The organism is Prochlorococcus sp. MIT 1327 (assembly GCF_047304785.1).
GTDB lineage: Bacteria > Cyanobacteriota > Cyanobacteriia > PCC-6307 > Cyanobiaceae > Prochlorococcus > Prochlorococcus marinus_D.
In genome coordinates this window covers 1,252,645-1,268,817 of record NZ_CP138972.1, presented here as the reverse complement: position 1 = coordinate 1,268,817, position 16,173 = coordinate 1,252,645, and the positions used below count along the sequence as shown (strand labels likewise).

The 16,173-nt window shown below is 47.4% G+C and carries 17 protein-coding genes and 1 tRNA gene; 9 read left to right on the top strand and 9 right to left on the bottom strand.

The annotated features are described in order from the left end of the window. Window positions 1-19: 19 nt before the first annotated feature. The 4 genes from SIB80_RS06215 to SIB80_RS06200 all read left to right on the top strand — a co-directional run bounded on the left by SIB80_RS06215 (window position 20) and on the right by SIB80_RS06200 (window position 4,310). Window positions 20-1,210: a tetratricopeptide repeat protein gene (locus SIB80_RS06215; RefSeq protein WP_205909573.1), complete on the top strand. Its 1,191-nt coding sequence runs from the start codon at window positions 20-22 to the stop codon at window positions 1,208-1,210. A 381-nt stretch (window positions 1,211-1,591) separates the two neighbouring features. After that, complete coding sequence (locus tag SIB80_RS06210; RefSeq protein ID WP_063419432.1) at window positions 1,592-2,236, top strand: hypothetical protein; 645 nt, start codon at window positions 1,592-1,594, stop codon at window positions 2,234-2,236. 883 nt (window positions 2,237-3,119) lie between these two features. After that, window positions 3,120-4,022 (top strand): oxidoreductase, encoded by a 903-nt coding sequence (locus SIB80_RS06205; RefSeq protein ID WP_063419431.1) that lies wholly within the window; start codon window positions 3,120-3,122, stop codon window positions 4,020-4,022. Window positions 4,023-4,115: 93 nt separating this feature from the next. Then, entirely contained in the window at window positions 4,116-4,310 is a 195-nt protein-coding gene (locus tag SIB80_RS06200; RefSeq protein WP_041384296.1) for a hypothetical protein, read from the top strand. 244 nt (window positions 4,311-4,554) lie between these two features. Here SIB80_RS06200 and SIB80_RS06195 read toward each other — a convergent pair whose 3' ends face one another. The 5 genes from SIB80_RS06195 to SIB80_RS06175 all read right to left on the bottom strand — a co-directional run bounded on the left by SIB80_RS06195 (window position 4,555) and on the right by SIB80_RS06175 (window position 6,872). Then, window positions 4,555-4,962: a DCC1-like thiol-disulfide oxidoreductase family protein gene (locus SIB80_RS06195; RefSeq protein WP_052646165.1), complete on the bottom strand. Its 408-nt coding sequence runs from the start codon at window positions 4,960-4,962 to the stop codon at window positions 4,555-4,557. A 73-nt stretch (window positions 4,963-5,035) separates the two neighbouring features. Further along, window positions 5,036-5,455: a DUF3119 family protein gene (locus SIB80_RS06190; RefSeq protein ID WP_063403280.1), complete on the bottom strand. Its 420-nt coding sequence runs from the start codon at window positions 5,453-5,455 to the stop codon at window positions 5,036-5,038. A gap of 236 nt (window positions 5,456-5,691) precedes the next feature. Next, window positions 5,692-5,949 (bottom strand): DUF6790 family protein, encoded by a 258-nt coding sequence (locus SIB80_RS06185; protein WP_063419430.1) that lies wholly within the window; start codon window positions 5,947-5,949, stop codon window positions 5,692-5,694. 38 nt (window positions 5,950-5,987) lie between these two features. Beyond that, a complete protein-coding gene (locus SIB80_RS06180; RefSeq protein ID WP_063419429.1) occupies window positions 5,988-6,200 on the bottom strand; it encodes a DUF6790 family protein in 213 nt (70 codons plus the stop codon). A 165-nt stretch (window positions 6,201-6,365) separates the two neighbouring features. Further along, window positions 6,366-6,872: a GNAT family N-acetyltransferase gene (locus SIB80_RS06175; protein WP_240951588.1), complete on the bottom strand. Its 507-nt coding sequence runs from the start codon at window positions 6,870-6,872 to the stop codon at window positions 6,366-6,368. 40 nt (window positions 6,873-6,912) lie between these two features. Here SIB80_RS06175 and SIB80_RS06170 point away from each other — a divergent pair, with 40 nt between their 5' ends. Next, window positions 6,913-8,352: a glutamate decarboxylase gene (locus tag SIB80_RS06170; RefSeq protein WP_063419428.1), complete on the top strand. Its 1,440-nt coding sequence runs from the start codon at window positions 6,913-6,915 to the stop codon at window positions 8,350-8,352. Window positions 8,353-8,563: 211 nt separating this feature from the next. After that, a complete protein-coding gene (locus SIB80_RS06165; RefSeq protein ID WP_236065989.1) occupies window positions 8,564-9,244 on the top strand; it encodes a hypothetical protein in 681 nt (226 codons plus the stop codon). A 179-nt stretch (window positions 9,245-9,423) separates the two neighbouring features. On the opposite strand, the gene SIB80_RS06160 is transcribed toward SIB80_RS06165, so the two are convergent. After that, complete coding sequence (locus SIB80_RS06160) at window positions 9,424-9,954, bottom strand: DUF2808 domain-containing protein (RefSeq protein ID WP_063419427.1); 531 nt, start codon at window positions 9,952-9,954, stop codon at window positions 9,424-9,426. After that, entirely contained in the window at window positions 9,954-11,207 is a 1,254-nt protein-coding gene (locus tag SIB80_RS06155; protein WP_063419426.1) for a glutathione S-transferase family protein, read from the bottom strand. The genes SIB80_RS06160 and SIB80_RS06155 overlap by 1 nt, the downstream gene beginning before the upstream one ends. Before the next feature lie 270 nt (window positions 11,208-11,477). On the opposite strand from SIB80_RS06155, the gene gorA reads away from it, so the two are divergent. After that, the gene (gorA, locus tag SIB80_RS06150; RefSeq protein ID WP_063419425.1) at window positions 11,478-12,839 is read left to right on the top strand and encodes a glutathione-disulfide reductase; all 1,362 of its coding nucleotides are present in this window, start codon (window positions 11,478-11,480) and stop codon (window positions 12,837-12,839) included. Window positions 12,840-13,049: 210 nt separating this feature from the next. Here the strand turns inward: gorA and SIB80_RS06145 are convergent, their stop codons facing one another. Continuing rightward, window positions 13,050-14,159 carry a calcium/sodium antiporter gene (locus tag SIB80_RS06145; RefSeq protein WP_063419424.1) on the bottom strand — a complete coding sequence of 370 codons (1,110 nt, stop codon included), beginning with the start codon at window positions 14,157-14,159 and terminating at the stop codon, window positions 13,050-13,052. A 413-nt stretch (window positions 14,160-14,572) separates the two neighbouring features. Here SIB80_RS06145 and pyrC point away from each other — a divergent pair, with 413 nt between their 5' ends. Then, window positions 14,573-15,637 (top strand): dihydroorotase, encoded by a 1,065-nt coding sequence (gene pyrC / locus SIB80_RS06140; protein WP_063419447.1) that lies wholly within the window; start codon window positions 14,573-14,575, stop codon window positions 15,635-15,637. Between the two features lie 132 nt (window positions 15,638-15,769). Here pyrC and SIB80_RS06135 read toward each other — a convergent pair. Beyond that, window positions 15,770-15,855 (bottom strand) — tRNA-Leu (locus tag SIB80_RS06135). A 107-nt stretch (window positions 15,856-15,962) separates the two neighbouring features. On the opposite strand from SIB80_RS06135, the gene SIB80_RS06130 reads away from it, so the two are divergent. Next, on the top strand, window positions 15,963-16,169 hold the full coding sequence (locus SIB80_RS06130) for an NAD(P)H-quinone oxidoreductase subunit L (RefSeq protein WP_240951590.1): 207 nt from the start codon (window positions 15,963-15,965) through the stop codon (window positions 16,167-16,169). The last annotated feature ends 4 nt before the right edge of the window (window positions 16,170-16,173 follow it).

Genomic DNA, 16,173 nt, shown 5'->3' with positions numbered 1-16,173 from the left:
GCTAGAGACTCCTGAAGCCATGGCAAATGAGTCGTCCAATCATTCCGCATCTGGGAAAAGTGCAAATGACTACTTCAAAGATGGTGAAAAAAAATTTCGTTTAAATGATTACCAAGGGGCAATTGATAGTTACAGCAAAGCAATTGACATCAATCCAAATAATGCCATTGCATACAATAATCGAGGGAATGTAAAAGATGAACTAGGTGATTATCAAAGCGCACTAAATGATCACAACAAAGCAATTGATATCAACGGACTCGATGCCAGCTTTTACATCAATAGAGGTGTTGTTAAGAGGCACTCGAATAACATCAAAGGGGCAATCGATGACTACACGAAAGCTATTGAACTGGATCAACAACATGCAACTGCCTATTACAATAGGGGGGTTACTAAATTCAATCAATGCGACCACAAAGGTGCCATAAATGATTACACTAAGGCTCTTGCCCTAGATCCAAAACATGCAAAATCATACTACAATAGAGCGATTAGCAAAAACAATATTAATGATGTCAAAGGTGCGATTTCTGACTACACAAAGGCAATTGAGGCCATGCCTCTTTTTGCCTTTGCCTATTACAATCGTGGCAATTTAATGGATAGGCTGGGCCGAAGGCAAGCAGCGGTTACTGACCATGAGAAGGCGCTAGAGATAATGCCACAACTTATCACTGCGATGAACGAGCGTGCTGAAAATAAAAACTTAGTTGAGAATAAGGTTGTAAATGATATGAGCAATGAAGAAGACAGAAATCATCAAGATGCATTTTATTATTACAGCCAAGGCAATGCTGAACAAAAGCGAAGCAACAATCAATCAGCGATAGACTATTATACAAAGGCGATAGAAGTCAATCCAAACTATGCCGAGGCATACAACTACAGGGGCCTTGCTAAATACAACCTTTGTGACTATCAAGCCGCACTTGATGATTACAGCAAGGCAATAGAAATTAACTCGATATATGAAGATGCCTACATTGGATGCGGTCTTGCAAAGTCTGCATTAAGTGATTATCAAGGTGCAATTGGAGCCTATGAGAGGGTACTAGTCATTAACCCTAAGAATGTTGTAGCCTATAGAAATCGTGGTATTGCCAAAGAATTGGAGGGAAATCTAGAGGGTGCTTGTTCTGATTGGAAGGAAGCCTCCTCTCTAGGAGATGCAGATGCTGCAGAATGGGTGAAGGCACAATGTTGTTAAGGTACCCGCTTCTGCCAACTGTGGAATCACAAAAAAGAAGATTGGAATAGCCCATAAATCCTTCTTTCAATTTAACGCTAAAACCATGTAAATACATGGTAATACCTATGATAATGCTTAAAGAGCTTCTCTTGCTGCTAGATACTCAGCCATAGTGGGAAGCTAGATTAATATGTAGAATCAGAACAGCCTTGTTATTGGCACATGCGCTGATAAGACAATTTACCTTGAACCCAGGATACAATTATGCAATAAACTGTTTAAGAGACTGTATCCCTACGAACAAAAGCACCGGAAACGCAACCTTCACACAAAGCCATTCTACGGTATAAATACTTATTCCAGATAGCGAGAACGGTCAACAATTACATTTGCAATCACATGCCTGAGCCCATCCTAAATGAACTAAGCAATACAGTACAACAATGTCTTGCTTGTATATCCAATCAGAATAAAGGTGAACCAAATATTGAAAAGGTTGATCTTGATTTCTGGCTTGACCCAAATTCAGTTATTTTCATGACCTCCCCTGAAATGGAGGACATCTATTGTGCAAAGCTTGAGGATTTGGATACAAAGAGTGAATTGCTTGAGATAATCCTAGATGAGGCTATTATCTCTACTTTCCTAACAACCGAAGATTTAATTCTAGTACTTGCTGCTCAGGACTCACCAAATTTATATGATGTCAGGATTGCCGCTATTGATAGATCTACTGGATGCGCCCTAATTCGCACTGAGAATCTTTTTAATAAAGACATTCTGGAGCGTAATATACTTAAGACTATTGGGGACTCCACAGAACCATCAAAGCATTTCTGGCTGCATCGCTACTCCGATAATAAATCATGGCAATTTAGAAAAGTTGCCTACAAACGAATCTCATATCCTGGCAATAATTTTCACAAAAGATTTATTAGTAATTCATACCGTAGACTTCAGTCTTTTGTGTTGGATATCGAGACACATATCCTTGCTAAGTTTAATGAAGTCGAAATACAGGAGGATGAAAATTCTGAACCATAATTCACCAGCCGGTTAGCTAATCTGCTTTGATTCAACAAGCAGCACATCATTTTGTATGATCCTGATTGCTTACTTTATTTTTTCTGGCTCTCCAAATGAATAGCAGTGGTATCCCTACAAGCATTAGCCCAGTGTCTGCCAATAAGAAGTTGTTCCATAAATCCATTGGCACTTTCCATTTTGCTGCACAATTTTAAATCAAAACGATAAAGCTCGTGGCTAAATTCTAATCTTGATCAAAACAAAGGCATGGAGTAGCTAAGACCATCCCATGGCGTTGCTAAAAAGAAGCTTTATTTTCATCTAGATCAGCAAAAAAATGAGTGCCCAAGCGTTTGAACAAAATCGAGCCGAGATCGCAGTAAGGTTAATTATAACCTACAATTTTCAATCCGACAAAGAACATTTTTCGTAGCAACTTACATGAGACCATTTCAGCCCAAAACTGAGTGCAAGTTTAAGTGGGCTTGATAGATGGTCTAGATCGAAAATATCGATATTTGCTAGAAGAGAAATAGAATCACTTGTCTTATATGTTCTGGTCTTGAATATCCTTGCAGCCACGCATGAGTTGTGTGGTTAACTGGCAAAGCTTCCGGCAATATAGAGATTGAGGTGTTACGCAATACAACAATATCTTATCTTAAGATTCCATGAATATTGAACTTACGACTAAATCAAGCAAAAGGAAGTCTCCATCATTGGCAAAGAAACGTTTACAATCGACTTTACGATATTGCTTGCCATCCTTATGGGATCAATTAGCGAATTGAGAAGGGCCGTGTAACCATTTAGAAATTACAGGCCCTGCTCAAGATGCATTGATGCAGCTTAGGCTTCAATGTTCTACTTTATGGATCACCACTGATAAGGGAGCCACCTGATGAGTTGGAAAGTTGCAGATATCCCTGATCAAAAAGGAAGGGTTGCATTAGTAACAGGTGCCAATAGTGGCCTTGGTCTTGAGACAGCCAAGGCATTGCTTAATAAGGGTGCCAGAGTCATTATGGCTTGTCGCTCACTACCCAAAGGTGAAGATGTACGCCAAGTTATTCGCGAGAGCAATGATTCCAAAAAGCTTGATCTGATTGAGTTGGATCTCGCTGATTTAGCGAGCGTTAGGCGTGCAGCTGAGCAGGTAGAAAGCCAATACAGCCGAGTGGACCTTCTAATTAACAATGCTGGAGTGATGGCTACTCCAAAGACCCTCAGCAAACAGGGTCTGGAGATTCAGTTCGCCGTTAATCATCTTGGCCACATGGCATTAACACTAAAGCTCCTACCCTTACTCGCAAAGCAACATGGAGCAAGGGTTGTTACCGTCACTTCTGGCGCACAGTACATGGGTCGAATCGCATGGGACGATCTTCAAGGCATCAAGCACTATGACCGCTGGGCTGCCTACTCACAAAGCAAGCTTGCGAATGTGATGTTCGCCTTAGAACTCGACAAGCGAATGCGCCAGACAGCAAGTGGGATCGCATCATTGTTGGCACATCCAGGTCTGGCACGCACTAATTTGCAGCCTAAATCTGTTGCTGCGAACAAATCCTGGCAGGAAGGCCTTGCTTATCGGTTAATGGATCCCATGTTTCAGAGCGCTGCAATGGGGTCCCTACCACAATTACATGCTGCAACCGCGCCAACTGCTCAAGGCGGCGAACAATACGGACCTAGATTTAACTTTAGGGGTTACCCAAAGCTTTGCCGCATTGCCCCATTGGCACTTAGGGAGGAAGACCGTCAAAGGCTTTGGAGCATCAGTGAAAAACTTTTAGAGATTTGAACTTGCCATTAACAAGTATTTTAACGCTTTCCTTGGTTTAATCTGTCACTTTTGACTCTCAGAGCTATGATCTAAGGGCAGTGAATTCCGCCCATGCCTGAAGAGCCAATTGAGAATCCTTCAGACAATCCAGTCATTGAAGCTGAGGCTGATGAAAAAGTAGAAGCTGAAAAGACTATTCAAATCCCAGAGGGCTCTAGGGTGGTGACAATAATTATCGACAAAGGAGAGGTGACTGAAAAAGTGTATCAATCGCCCGATGGAGATAGGATAATCGTGAAGTACTAAAAATATTCAGATCAAACTCCCTAAAGGTTCAATCCTTGCAACTCAATCAGGGAAATATTGGTGACCATTTCAAAAGATATAGATGTAGCTATAAAATCATAAATATCCAATAAATTCCAAGGCTATAGCTTCTTGAAAGCAATGACAATCAAATTTACTGCCTGAAAGTGAAAGCAGCTAATATCTTGGCTTGATTATATTGAGTGAGCGTCTATATTTTACACAGTCAAGCACCTGTATTCATTTAATCAGGATCTAATGGTATTTGCTTATAAGCCAGTGCTGTACGCCGGGCCAGCCTTAGAAAAGGATATATTAGCCTCGAGCGAAATGGTGAAGACATCAAAGTCTTAAGAACAGATAATAGCGGAGCGGATGGTTCCATTTTTTGACATAACCACTGAATGGCCTCAGCTCCATGAAAAGCCTCATCACCTACGATTAATATGGCTCCATCTCTGAGATCTAAGCCTCTAGATTTTAAATTATCTCGTAAAGGCTTTTCTGCTCGTCCATCACATATCTCCAAGCCCTGAACACCACTACGTAACTCACTCAGTTCTGCAAAGTGGAGACAAAAAGGACAGCCGCCATCATAGATCAGTAACGGAATTGATGAGTAGCTTTCAAACAATGGTGTTTGCAGTTTCATGCATTCATCTGAAGTTTGTGATTGAGGAGGTGAAAGGTCACTGCCCAGAATCTTATCAATCTCCTGGATTATTTTAGTCCGATTCTTTAGGCACTTCGAGAGTTCCCACTCGAAGCCTCAACTGTTCTAAAAGCATGACAGGGTCAAAAAGGATCGGCAGCAGATGAGGGCTCTTGACTTCGCGGAAGAACAAGATGCCTGGTATTTCCGGCAAGAACATTCGCCAGGCCAGCCAATTGGCAAATGGGAAGCGGCGTATCTCCTCGTCTACTCGCCATATCACGAGATCTTTGTCGGTTAATTCCAAACGCAGCAGATAAGCTTGCACAAGCAAAAATACTGCGAATCCGCACACCACAATCGTCGCCCAAGGATGGAGAGGGAGCGGTAGCATTGCTAGGCCAATAACGTACACCAATACAGGTAAGCGGATGTTTGGTTTGAGAATTACGCTCTGGCTTTGATCAGGCTGGCTTTCAGGTGTCGATGACATTACTACTGAACTGAGGTTGTTATTAGGTTTTTGCCTCTACCTCTTTTTAGATGATTTTCTGTAAAAAGAGTTTTAGAAGGTTTTTTTTCGTTATGATTTTAAGCTCCATCGTCAGCAGACTGAGAGCTTATGAAAGCTCTGCCACATCCTCATTTCCCTAGGATTAGCAACGCGATGTCAGCAGTGTTCTTGAAGGGAGCGCAGCTTGCAACAACGAATCGAAAGTGTTTTTTGGGCTAAGGTTTTAGTCGGGTTCGTTCTTCGCGAGTTAGCCACAACAAGATCACCATCAGGATTGGCATTAAAAGGTCTGTAAACAAAAGTGTTCCAACATTGGAGGGAGCATCATTGGACTGGACAACCAGCGAATAAACATGCGCGAGCCCATCGACGAGGAGCCAGCTGGCATAGGCAACGATCGAGGCAACCAAATAGTCACGACTTCGCTGCCAGAAGCGACTCAACCCAAGGATGCCAATGGTGAGATGGCGAATGCCACTTCATTCTGGAATGGGCGATTAGGCCAGCAGATCTACTCGGCGATGAACTGGCCAAACGATATATGCATTGCGAATCCATACAGTCCCCCTAGACCCATGACCCAAAAAGCTATCCAGAGCAGGGTTGCTTCCGACCAGCGACTGACGTTCCAACTACGGCGAACCTGCAGAGCCCCGCATAGCAAAGCAATCAATGCGGTCCAAAGATCGATATGGCCAAAGATCAAACGGACCAAGTGATTCATCGGATAAATTATTTCCCTCCGGATATTTAAAAAGCATGTTGTGAGAATCTTTTAGAGGGATATAAGCCCAAAGAAGCAAACTTCTGCATTTCAAGATCGTTTACCAAGACTGCAACCGTCAATGGCTTGATTGATCTGATAGCAATCGGTTTGATGGAACTCTTTTCAGCCAAGCTCCATGGCGAAATGGTGAAACACTATGTTGAACCCTTGTTTTGCATAAAAACGATGGGCTCCAAATCGCTCCACTCCTGCATCTAGATGGATCTGTCTGCAACCCGCATCCCTTGCGATCGCCTCCAAGTAGCGCAACATCTGAACTCCCAGACCCTGGCCCTGACAGGTGGGGTTCGTCACAAGATCTCCCAGATAGAAGTAGGTGCCAAGCGATAGGGAAGAAGCCAAGCGATATCCCGCCAGGACTGCCAATGAAGAGAGTTGCTTCTGATCAGTTGGATTGAGGTCTTGAAAGAGACCCAAAAGCACATAGCCATGGTCATTGCGTTGCAGCCCAAGACGGCTGATGAAATCAGCTTTGCCGAGTTTCGGATGAAGGTGGCGGATCAGGCCATAGGCCTCGTTCAACTCCGAAGGGGTGTTGAGTTCATGGATCATCAACCGACTCAGTTGTTTGTTATTGCACCTCCCATCTTGCAAGGCTTCCTTGCTCAAACAACGTCATTAAGGTCATACATAGAAACAAGAAAAAAGCATGGCCCTGCATCATTCCAATCCCCGCTCCAACGATCTGGAAGAACATGCCATTGGGGAAACCGTTGATGCATTGGTCTCACCGTTACCACGCACGACTTTCCCGCAAGAGTGCCGTCCTGCATTAACAACATTTAATTTGCTCAAGGAGGAATTATTGCTTGACGGCAACAGCAAACAAAATCTGGCCACCTTCTGTCAGACCTATGAAAGCCACCAGGTGGCTGAGCTAATGGCCCTCGCGGTTGACAAGAACCTGATCGACAAGGACGAATATCCCCAAACCGCAGAGATTGAACGCCGTTGTGTTTCGATGATGGCTGATTTATGGCATGCCCCCGGTGAAGCTGTGGGCTGCTCCACCATCGGTAGCAGTGAGGCCGCCATGCTGGGTGGCTTGGCTGCGAAATGGCGTTGGCGTGAACATCGCAAAGCAGCAGGTCAGTCGATCGATCGCCCCAACATGGTTTGCGGCAGTGTACAAATCTGCTGGACGAAATTTGCCCGCTACTGGGACGTTGAGTTGCGGGAGGTGGAGATGACCTCCGGCGAGCTCTGCATGTCTCCAGAACGAATGCTGGAGCAAGTGGATGAGAACACCATCGTTGTAGTACCTACCCTGGGCGTCACTTATCACGGCCTGTATGAAGACGTACAAGCCATCAGTCAGGCCCTCGATGAGCTGCAACAGCGAAAACGACTCGACATCCCTATCCATGTGGATGCAGCAAGCGGTGGCTTTCTTGCTCCTTTCTGTGCCCCTGATCTAGCTCCCTGGGATTTCCGCTTGCCGCGCGTGAAGTCAATCAACTCCTCTGGCCATAAGTTCGGCTTAGCTCCTCTGGGTGTGGGTTGGGTTCTTTGGCGTGAATCCTGTGATCTACCGGAAGGATTGGTTTTCCATGTGAGTTACCTAGGAGGCGATATGCCAACGTTTCAGATCAACTTCTCGCGGCCAGCGGGGCAGGTGATCTCCCAGTACTACGACTTTGTCCGCCTAGGTCGCGATGGTTATCAAGCCATCCATGGAGCGAGCTATGCCAATGCTCAATATGTTGCTCAAGAACTCAAAAAGCTAGGCCCATTTGAGTTGATAAACGATGGCAACCCAGCAGGTGGCATCCCCACGGTGGTATGGACATTGCGAGCCGACCAAGAGCTTAGTTTTAACCTTTACGACCTCTCTGATCGACTGAGATTACGTGGTTGGCAAGTGCCAGCTTATCCATTCACAGGTGAGCTTGCTCATCAAGCCTTTCAGCGGATCTTGGTAAAACGCGATTTCTCACGTGAAATGGCTGAGCTCCTACTTACCGACATCCGCAACGCCATAACTCATTTCGAGAGTCATCCTGTCAAGATCAGTCTTAACGCTAATGAAGCAGCGTCTGCTAATCATCTCGGCCGTTCAATGGTTGAATGCCGTGATGCGCATGGATGATGCCCCACTATTGGGGGCTTTGAATTTAAAGCGGGAGCATCCTCCAAACCTTCAGTCGCATTATTCAAGTCCATGGGGCACGACAGCTTGGCGGGATGTTCCTGTTAGTGACAGACCGCATGATTTAAAAGCTCATTCACGTTAGGGGCTGTGGACAAGTCGTCGTCTGCGAAAAGGCCATGAACCGCTGGAGCAAGGAAAGTATCGAACCTTGGCTCCGAAGCATATGGTTCAAGCATTACTGCGTGGGAAAGAAGTCCATCGTCTTGAAGTGCGAACGGCCGTGGCGTTCATCATTGGTCCGCTGTTTTTCGTTATTGGCAGTGTTTTGCTGATGAGCAAAATTGGCTCGGGTGCAGCGCTCTTGGCAATTGGCTCCGTTTTTTTTACGGCAGGAGGTTGGTTTCAGTTGGAACAGGCTTTGTTGGTGACCCGTGGTTTGCTCAATCGGAAGCAGCGCTGGGGCTGGTGTGGAATTTGGTGTGCGCTAACGCAAAGCATTGGCACCGTTCTTTTCAACATGGAGACATTTTCAACCTGGGGGTTACCTACGCTGAATGGAACACCATGGCTAATGCTGGAGGTTGCTCCCAACATTCTCGGGTCCGTGCTGTTTGTTATTTCGGCGATCTTCGGGCTTCTTGAGGTGGGTCATGGCCGTCTCTTCGTCATACAGCCGCACCATCTTGGTTGGTGGGTAGCTGTTGTGAATGCACTCGGATGTCTGTGGTTTATGCAAGCAGCCATCGCTGCTATCCCTGTAGATTTATCCATAGCGGCTGTACTTGATCCTCAGGTTGCGATCCGAGCAACCTTATTGGGAGCCTTAGCTTTTACTGCTGTAGGGATGCTGAGCCTTGCCGAGTGTAGTGAGGATGAGGTTAAGAGCTAAAATTGCATCTAATAGGGTCTTATCTCTTTGCTGATGATCAATAAAGCTTGTCTTACGACATAAAAAATCAACTCCTAACTAGAAATTAAAGGGATTTTTTCTTTGAAAGAATAGGTTTCTATTTCTAGAATGCCCCTATTAAGAAAATCTTTGTGCTCATCTAAATATCCTGTGGAGTTTCAGAATTGCCTTTGTGAGAAAACACTCATCTGTACAACTCCTACATCCTGGGGGATGGGATTAGGGCCCCAAGGGATAGCAGAAACTGAATAAACGTACAGGCCTGCGGGTGGATTCGTCATCACATTGAAAGCCACAGTGACCTTGGATCCGGGCGGAACAGCTTCCTGAAATTTGATAGCGATCGATCGATTGCCGTCTTCGAAATTGGCAGATACCGGCACGGAGGATCCACGCTGACGTGGCATTCCTAAAAATGCCTTTGGTTGAATAGAACCGTAATAGAAAGCAGGCTGGACACCGCGGATCTGTTTTAAGCTAATTCCGCCGAGACCAGCGTCTGCTCCTTGTGGCAACTCGATCACGAAATAGAACTTTGCTCCACCTTCAAATGCATAGCTGCTGTAGTTAATTAGTTTTGCCTTAGTCGGCACTGCCACAAAAGATGTCTGACCATTGATCTCAAGCGCTGGCGAATGGATTGGGAACAGCAAAAACGCCGCAGCCAATGCTGAAGGGATCAGATGCATCAGCTCGTCAAGAAAGGCGTGGGATTCTGATCAAAGCGATCGTGAATCGGAATTGGATCACCCATCTCAGGGCTATCGAGCTGGGCTGTTTGTTCAAGGGCTTGACGTAGCCTTCGAGCTGATATCAGTGGCATGTCTCGCGGGACTGAGATGCGATCCCTGAGGTAGCGCAATCCACTAGCACTTCCTGGATCTGGTGAGCAAGAGGCCCCTAAAGCCATTCGTGTGAGTGTTGCCCTTAAGGGTTGATCAAAGCGAATAGCTCCAAGAGGGTTGAGCTCCAAAAGTCGTTTGCGATGCTTCAACACCCTTGACAGAGCAAGACCCTCGGGCCGGGTCTTTGAGTTATCGGGATCAGCCCAACAGGTTTCCAATTCCGCAAGGCCTGCACCACAATCAATAGCTTCTGCCAGTTCTTGTTGTTTTGGATTAGGTGCAACCCAACATCCACCCATCTGAGGTGGCAAGTCGTGGGCATGAGTATGGAAGTCACCCTGCGTACCTCGATACACCTCCAATTCTTCGAGAGCCTTAAACCACTTGTGGATGGCGGGATGTTCTTCCCGCAGGCTGAAACCTTTGTAATAAGCCAATGAGGCATTCATCCTTTCTACATAGGGGATAAACACCACATCAGCGCTTCCTGGGCATGGGCTGGTTGGTGTATTGCTAGCTGGATCCAGCCAAGGTCCTTGTTCTGCTGACAGCTGCTGTTCCATCATCCGGGCTTTGATCTGAAATTGTTCTCGGCCAGCCTGTTCCTGCCTCTGATTCAATCGAGCTGTACAAAGCCACCGACACCAGGCTCCAAACAGTTGCCGTTCCAGATCCCGCAACTTAAGGGTGCGCGGGTCCTCCAACCGATGACCTAGAGGACCAAAGGCATGCTCTAGAGCTAACAAGATCTGATCACTTTCCGTAATCAAGCGACCATCAAGCTCAAGGGCAGGAAGCATTCCTGAAGGCACTTTTTTCTTGAACCAGGCTTCCTTTTGCCCATAGCAGCGCATGGTGACTTTGCGAATCCTGTAGGGGATCTGCTTCCATTCGAGCCAAAGCCACACCTTCTGGCAGTAGGGGCACCAAGCGTGATGGTCCCGATAAAGAGTCACCCTTAAAGCTTTTTCAGATTGCCCAAACAGGCGCAAGGTGGCTTGGGCATTGGTGGGGCCATTGATTCGATCAGCCTCCGGCACTGTTAGCTCTGCTAAGGCCTGCCAGTCAAGAGCTTTTGTCGACGCTGCAGCAGGCATAAATCCTTGATTTGAAGCCGCATCATCATGCCTGTTTCGAGTGCCTTTAGGTGCTTGGACAAAAGGTTCTCAATTCAAATCAAATCAAATGATCAAACATTGATGTTGGATAAGCCACGAGTTTCGGCCAATGCTCGATTGCAGAGGATCCACAACTCGTTGTTCTGAATGAGTCATGACCGGTTTACTGATCATTGTCGTCACGATCCCTGAGTAATCCTGGCGTTGCTTTCTTAAGGAGTTGACAATGGATGCAGTGATCCTCGTCTCTTGGAGCATCCTTTTGATCTGATCGTGCTTGGCGCTGGCTCTGGTGGACTAGCCGCTGCTAAGCGAGCCGCAAGCCATGGTGCCAAGGTCGCCATCGTTGAAGGTGACCGTGTTGGAGGGACCTGCGTCATTCGCGGCTGTGTACCTAAGAAGCTGTTGGTGTACGGATCTCTTTATCGGGAACAGCTTGAAGTTGCCCCCAGTTTTGGAGTTGAGTTGAGTGATGCACAGATCAATGCGGGGGTGTTGCTAGCCAATGTGCGTCAGGAAGTGGATCGTCTCAATACTCTTCACATTGACCTGCTAGCCAAAAACGGTGTTGAGCTTGTGACGGGATGGGGGAGTTTTACGAGCCCAAACAGCGTGGCTGTCTCAAGGAACGGAGCCATCGATGCTTCACAGGAACTTCACGGCGATCACATTCTGATCGCAGTCGGTGGGCGTCCCCATCGTCCTGATATCCCAGGTGCGGAGTTGGGCTGGGTTAGCGATGACATGTTCATGCAAAGCAGCTTCCCCGACCGAGTGGTGGTGGTGGGAGCTGGATTTATTGCCTGTGAATTTGCCTGCATCCTCCATGGCCTTGGCGTCGAGGTCATCCAACTGGTGCGAGGGGATCACTTGCTGCGTGGCTTTGATCGGGAGCTCTCCACTGCAGTACAGGATGGAATGCAGGAGAAAGGCATTGATCTGCGTTTTGGGGAAAACCCAGCCGCTCTAAAAGGCCAACCTGGCGATCTCGTCTTGTCAACCCAGAGTGGGGAACGCTTCTCTTGTGGGGGCGTTCTTCTTGCTACAGGACGACGACCTTTTTTGCAAGGACTCAACCTTCACGCTGCTGGGGTTGTTTTAGAAGGTCGACGTATTTCAGTGGATGCCAACCAATCCACAAATATCCCTCACATCTTTGCTGTTGGTGATGTAACAGACCGCATCAACCTCACCCCTGTGGCAATCGATGAGGGCAGGGCATTCGCCGACAGTGTTTTTGGACAGAAACCCCGCCAGGTCAATCATGACCTCGTTGCCAGTGCTGTCTTCAGCCAACCAGAGCTAGCCACAGTTGGGCTCACTGAAGAGCAGTCGATTGATCGCTATGGCAAAGATCAAGTCAAGGTCTACCGCGCCCGCTTCCGATCCATGGCTCAGGCCTTGCCGAAGCGAGGGCCCCGTTGTCTTCTCAAGTTAATTGTGGAACGCAACACTGATCGAATCCTTGGTTGTCACATGGTGGGGGAACATGCTGCCGAAATCATTCAGATGGCATCAATAGCACTAGCAATGGGTGCTACAAAGGCAGACTTTGATCGCACCATGGCATTACATCCCACCGTTTCTGAGGAGTTTGTCACCATGACTTAGGGAGTATTGCTGAAGATAAATTCCATCCATCCTTTTAGTCGATCACTTGCGCCATTTGAGTCGTCCAGGCAAGGCCTTAGGGGATCTGTTTCGGCTCGGCAAACAATAATCTTGGCGATGTATATGTTCTGATGTTCGTGTCACATGATATCGGTATCTTCGAATCAGTTGACTCGATTAATCTCCATCTTCAGCAGGATGCTTGATAGATCAATCAAAACTTTGAGTTATTCGTTCTTTGCGAAGTTGACGCCAATACAACAAGGCTTGAAGCACAATCATAACGAGAATAGTAGGCAGAACAATGCAGAGCATTGTCAATCGAAATCCATCCTGCCAAGTGGGTAGGGTGCGGGGGAGAACTTGATCGATCACATAAAAAACGTAGAGCCCTACGAGGATCCCTCCTTCAAGCCGGCTAATACGTCCCCTGGTCCAAAAAATTGGCATGCAGGCAAGCGTGGTAAGCACCATCACAGGTAGATCTCGCTCAATGATCAAGCGATCGACTTGCAGCCCAGCCCCACCAGAGACCAAGGCACAACTGCTTAGGACCAGAAGTTGATTGAGCAAGCTGCTGCCCACCACATTGCCGATCGCAAGATCTGTGCGGCCTCGTAGAGCAGCCACCAAAGATGTAAACAATTCCGGCATTGAGGTGCCAGCAGAGACGATCGTGAGCCCGATGACGGTCTCACTCACTCCTAAGAGTGAAGCAGCATCGCTTGCCCCTTTAACCAGCTGATTCGACCCGACGGTCAACAACAGGATGCCAAGCAAAAGGCGGATACAAGCTTTGATCCAACCGCCATTGGCAGTTTCGCTATTGATCTCCGGCTCAGCCTCCACCATTCCATCCGGTTCCTCCCGGGCCGTACGGATTTCCCATACAGAATTGATCACGAGGGCTATCAAGAGGGCTACTCCGGCCTGCCATGTCACACGACCTGCTGAAGCCATTCCCCAAACGGCTGCAGACACCGCTAGTAGCAGAGGAACATCACGTCGCACTAAACGACTCTCCACCCTGAGTGGCAGCACAAGGGCACTGCTGCCAAGCACCACCATCACATTAAAAATATTGCTACCAACCACATTGCTCACGGCCAGGGCATCGGAGCCCTTCAGCACTGAACTCACACTGACAAACAGCTCGGGGGCACATGTGCCCAAGGCCACCACAGTGAGACCGATCACAAGCTCGGGTATACCTAAGATCAGTGCAAGGGCGACGGAACCCTGCACAAACAGTTCTCCCCCCCCAAACAACAGGCCGATTCCTGCCAGCACTTGTAAAGCCGGTTCAAGGAATTGCGGCATGTGATCCGAACGGACTAAAGGGATTCTGCATCTGAACGCAAACCATGACCCTCTCTCTCAAAAATCATGGTTGTTTGCGCAAGACGATCTTAAGGTTTTGGTCTTCATACTTGCAAGATTCGCTGTTGCTCAATCGGACCAACGCTGATTCTCAGATGTCGCTCTACTTAGAAAGCGTATCGCTGCAAGAATGCTTCTATCAATGATCTTGATTTTCGCTTCTTGCTCTTGTGCGCTGGCCAAGGCTCTCTCCTGAGAACACAATGTCATTGTCTGTTCTCAGGAATGACTGAGCCATAGCGTCGAAAACATCATCTTTGGCAGCACTTCCAGAAAGGAGGTATCACAGCAAATTTATTTTTGGGTCTTGCTTCGGTGCTGAAATCTCTACACCTCATTCTGGGTTGATGACTTTGGATTCTTTGCCCGACCAACTCATTTTGCGTCAACCGGATGACTGGCATGTCCATCTGAGGGATGGTGCCATGCTGCATGCGGTGCTAGGCAGCACAGCTCGGGTGTTTCGACGAGCAATCGTGATGCCCAATCTCAGGCCACCAATCACGAGTGTAGAAGCAGCAAAAACCTATCGCGACCAGATTTTGGCAGCCCTTCCTGATGGTGTTCCGTTTACGCCATTGATGACGGCCTACCTCAACGAAAGCTTGGCTCCAGATGTTTTAGAACAAGGGCATCAACAGCATGTTTTCATCGCCGCCAAGCTTTATCCAGCCCATGCCACAACTAATTCCGAGCAGGGGGTCAGTGATCTAAGAGCGATTAACTCACTTCTAGAGACGATGGAGAAAATTGGGATGCCATTGCTCGTTCATGGTGAGGTGAGCGATGTCGATATCGACATTTTTGATAGAGAAGCCTTTTTTATTGAGCACCACCTGGCACCACTAATAGGGCGTTATCCAAATCTTCGTGTCGTGATGGAGCACATCACGACGCAAGAGGCAGTTCAGTTCGTGGAAACAGGTGGGCCGAATCTGGCAGCCACTATCACTCCTCATCATTTACATATCAACCGTAATGCAATGTTTCTCGGTGGTTTTCGTAGTGATTTCTACTGCTTACCAGTAGCCAAGCGTGAACGCCATCGACTCGCCCTGCGTCGAGCAGCGACAAGTGGCAATCCATGCTTTTTCCTTGGCACTGATTCGGCACCACACCCTCGCTCTGCAAAGGAGAGTGCTTGTAGTTGTGGTGGCATTTTCAATGCTCATTATGCGATGGAAAGTTATGCCGAAGTCTTTGAGCAGGAAGGAGCACTTGATCGTCTTGAGGCCTTCTCCAGTGAATACGGTCCAGCTTTCTATGGCTTGCCCCTCAATAACACCTCAATCAAACTGATACGAAGAGCTCATGTTGTACCAGCTACTTTTAGCGGACAAACGAACGCAGATTCTTATGAACACTTAGTTCCATTTCATGCTGGCGAACTGTTGGGCTGGTCTGTTTCGGTTGATTGATAAAGCACGCATCGGAGCGCATTAATAGCACCATTGCTCGAGCTGGCAATCAAGGATCCGATTGGGGTCTGGCTAGCAACTTGAATCTCTACGCAAATGGGGAAATATTTGGCTCGTTGCGATGATCACCAGTGGGGGCAGGGGGACTTGAACCCCCACGTCCTTTTCAGGACAAGCGATTTTAAGTCGCTTGCGTCTACCAATTCCGCCATGCCCCCGGCAATGGCTGGGCCAAGGCCCGCAATGGCATCCTAGATTTATACCAAGCAGTTTGCTGACAGTGTTTCTACAGGCCGTCACCAGTCCAATCTCGATCAACTCGCTGATGGTGCTCGCTGCCTATGCCTTGTTAGGCGGCCTCTATTTGATTGTTGTCCCTTTGCTCCTCTATTCCTGGATGAACAGACGGTGGCACTGTATGGGCAAATTCGAGCGTCTAAGCGCCTACGGATTGGTGTTCCTATTCTTTCCCGGTTTAATTCTATTCGCGCCTTTTTTGAATCTTCGCCTTAATGGGCAAGGAGAGGTTTAAACAT

Excerpts from the sequence above, each read along its gene's own strand:
- SIB80_RS06215 (WP_205909573.1), top strand. The coding sequence starts at position 20 with ATGGCAAATGAGTCGTCCAATCATTCCGCATCTGGGAAAAGTGCAAAT.
- SIB80_RS06210 (WP_063419432.1), top strand. The coding sequence starts at position 1,592 with ATGCCTGAGCCCATCCTAAATGAACTAAGCAATACAGTACAACAATGT.
- SIB80_RS06205 (WP_063419431.1), top strand. The coding sequence starts at position 3,120 with ATGAGTTGGAAAGTTGCAGATATCCCTGATCAAAAAGGAAGGGTTGCA.
- SIB80_RS06200 (WP_041384296.1), top strand. The coding sequence starts at position 4,116 with ATGCCTGAAGAGCCAATTGAGAATCCTTCAGACAATCCAGTCATTGAA.
- SIB80_RS06195 (WP_052646165.1), bottom strand. The coding sequence starts at position 4,962 with ATGAAACTGCAAACACCATTGTTTGAAAGCTACTCATCAATTCCGTTA.
- SIB80_RS06190 (WP_063403280.1), bottom strand. The coding sequence starts at position 5,455 with ATGTCATCGACACCTGAAAGCCAGCCTGATCAAAGCCAGAGCGTAATT.
- SIB80_RS06180 (WP_063419429.1), bottom strand. The coding sequence starts at position 6,200 with ATGAATCACTTGGTCCGTTTGATCTTTGGCCATATCGATCTTTGGACC.
- SIB80_RS06170 (WP_063419428.1), top strand. The coding sequence starts at position 6,913 with ATGGCCCTGCATCATTCCAATCCCCGCTCCAACGATCTGGAAGAACAT.
- SIB80_RS06160 (WP_063419427.1), bottom strand. The coding sequence starts at position 9,954 with ATGCATCTGATCCCTTCAGCATTGGCTGCGGCGTTTTTGCTGTTCCCA.
- SIB80_RS06155 (WP_063419426.1), bottom strand. The coding sequence starts at position 11,207 with ATGCCTGCTGCAGCGTCGACAAAAGCTCTTGACTGGCAGGCCTTAGCA.
- SIB80_RS06145 (WP_063419424.1), bottom strand. The coding sequence starts at position 14,159 with ATGCCGCAATTCCTTGAACCGGCTTTACAAGTGCTGGCAGGAATCGGC.
- SIB80_RS06130 (WP_240951590.1), top strand. The coding sequence starts at position 15,963 with ATGGTGCTCGCTGCCTATGCCTTGTTAGGCGGCCTCTATTTGATTGTT.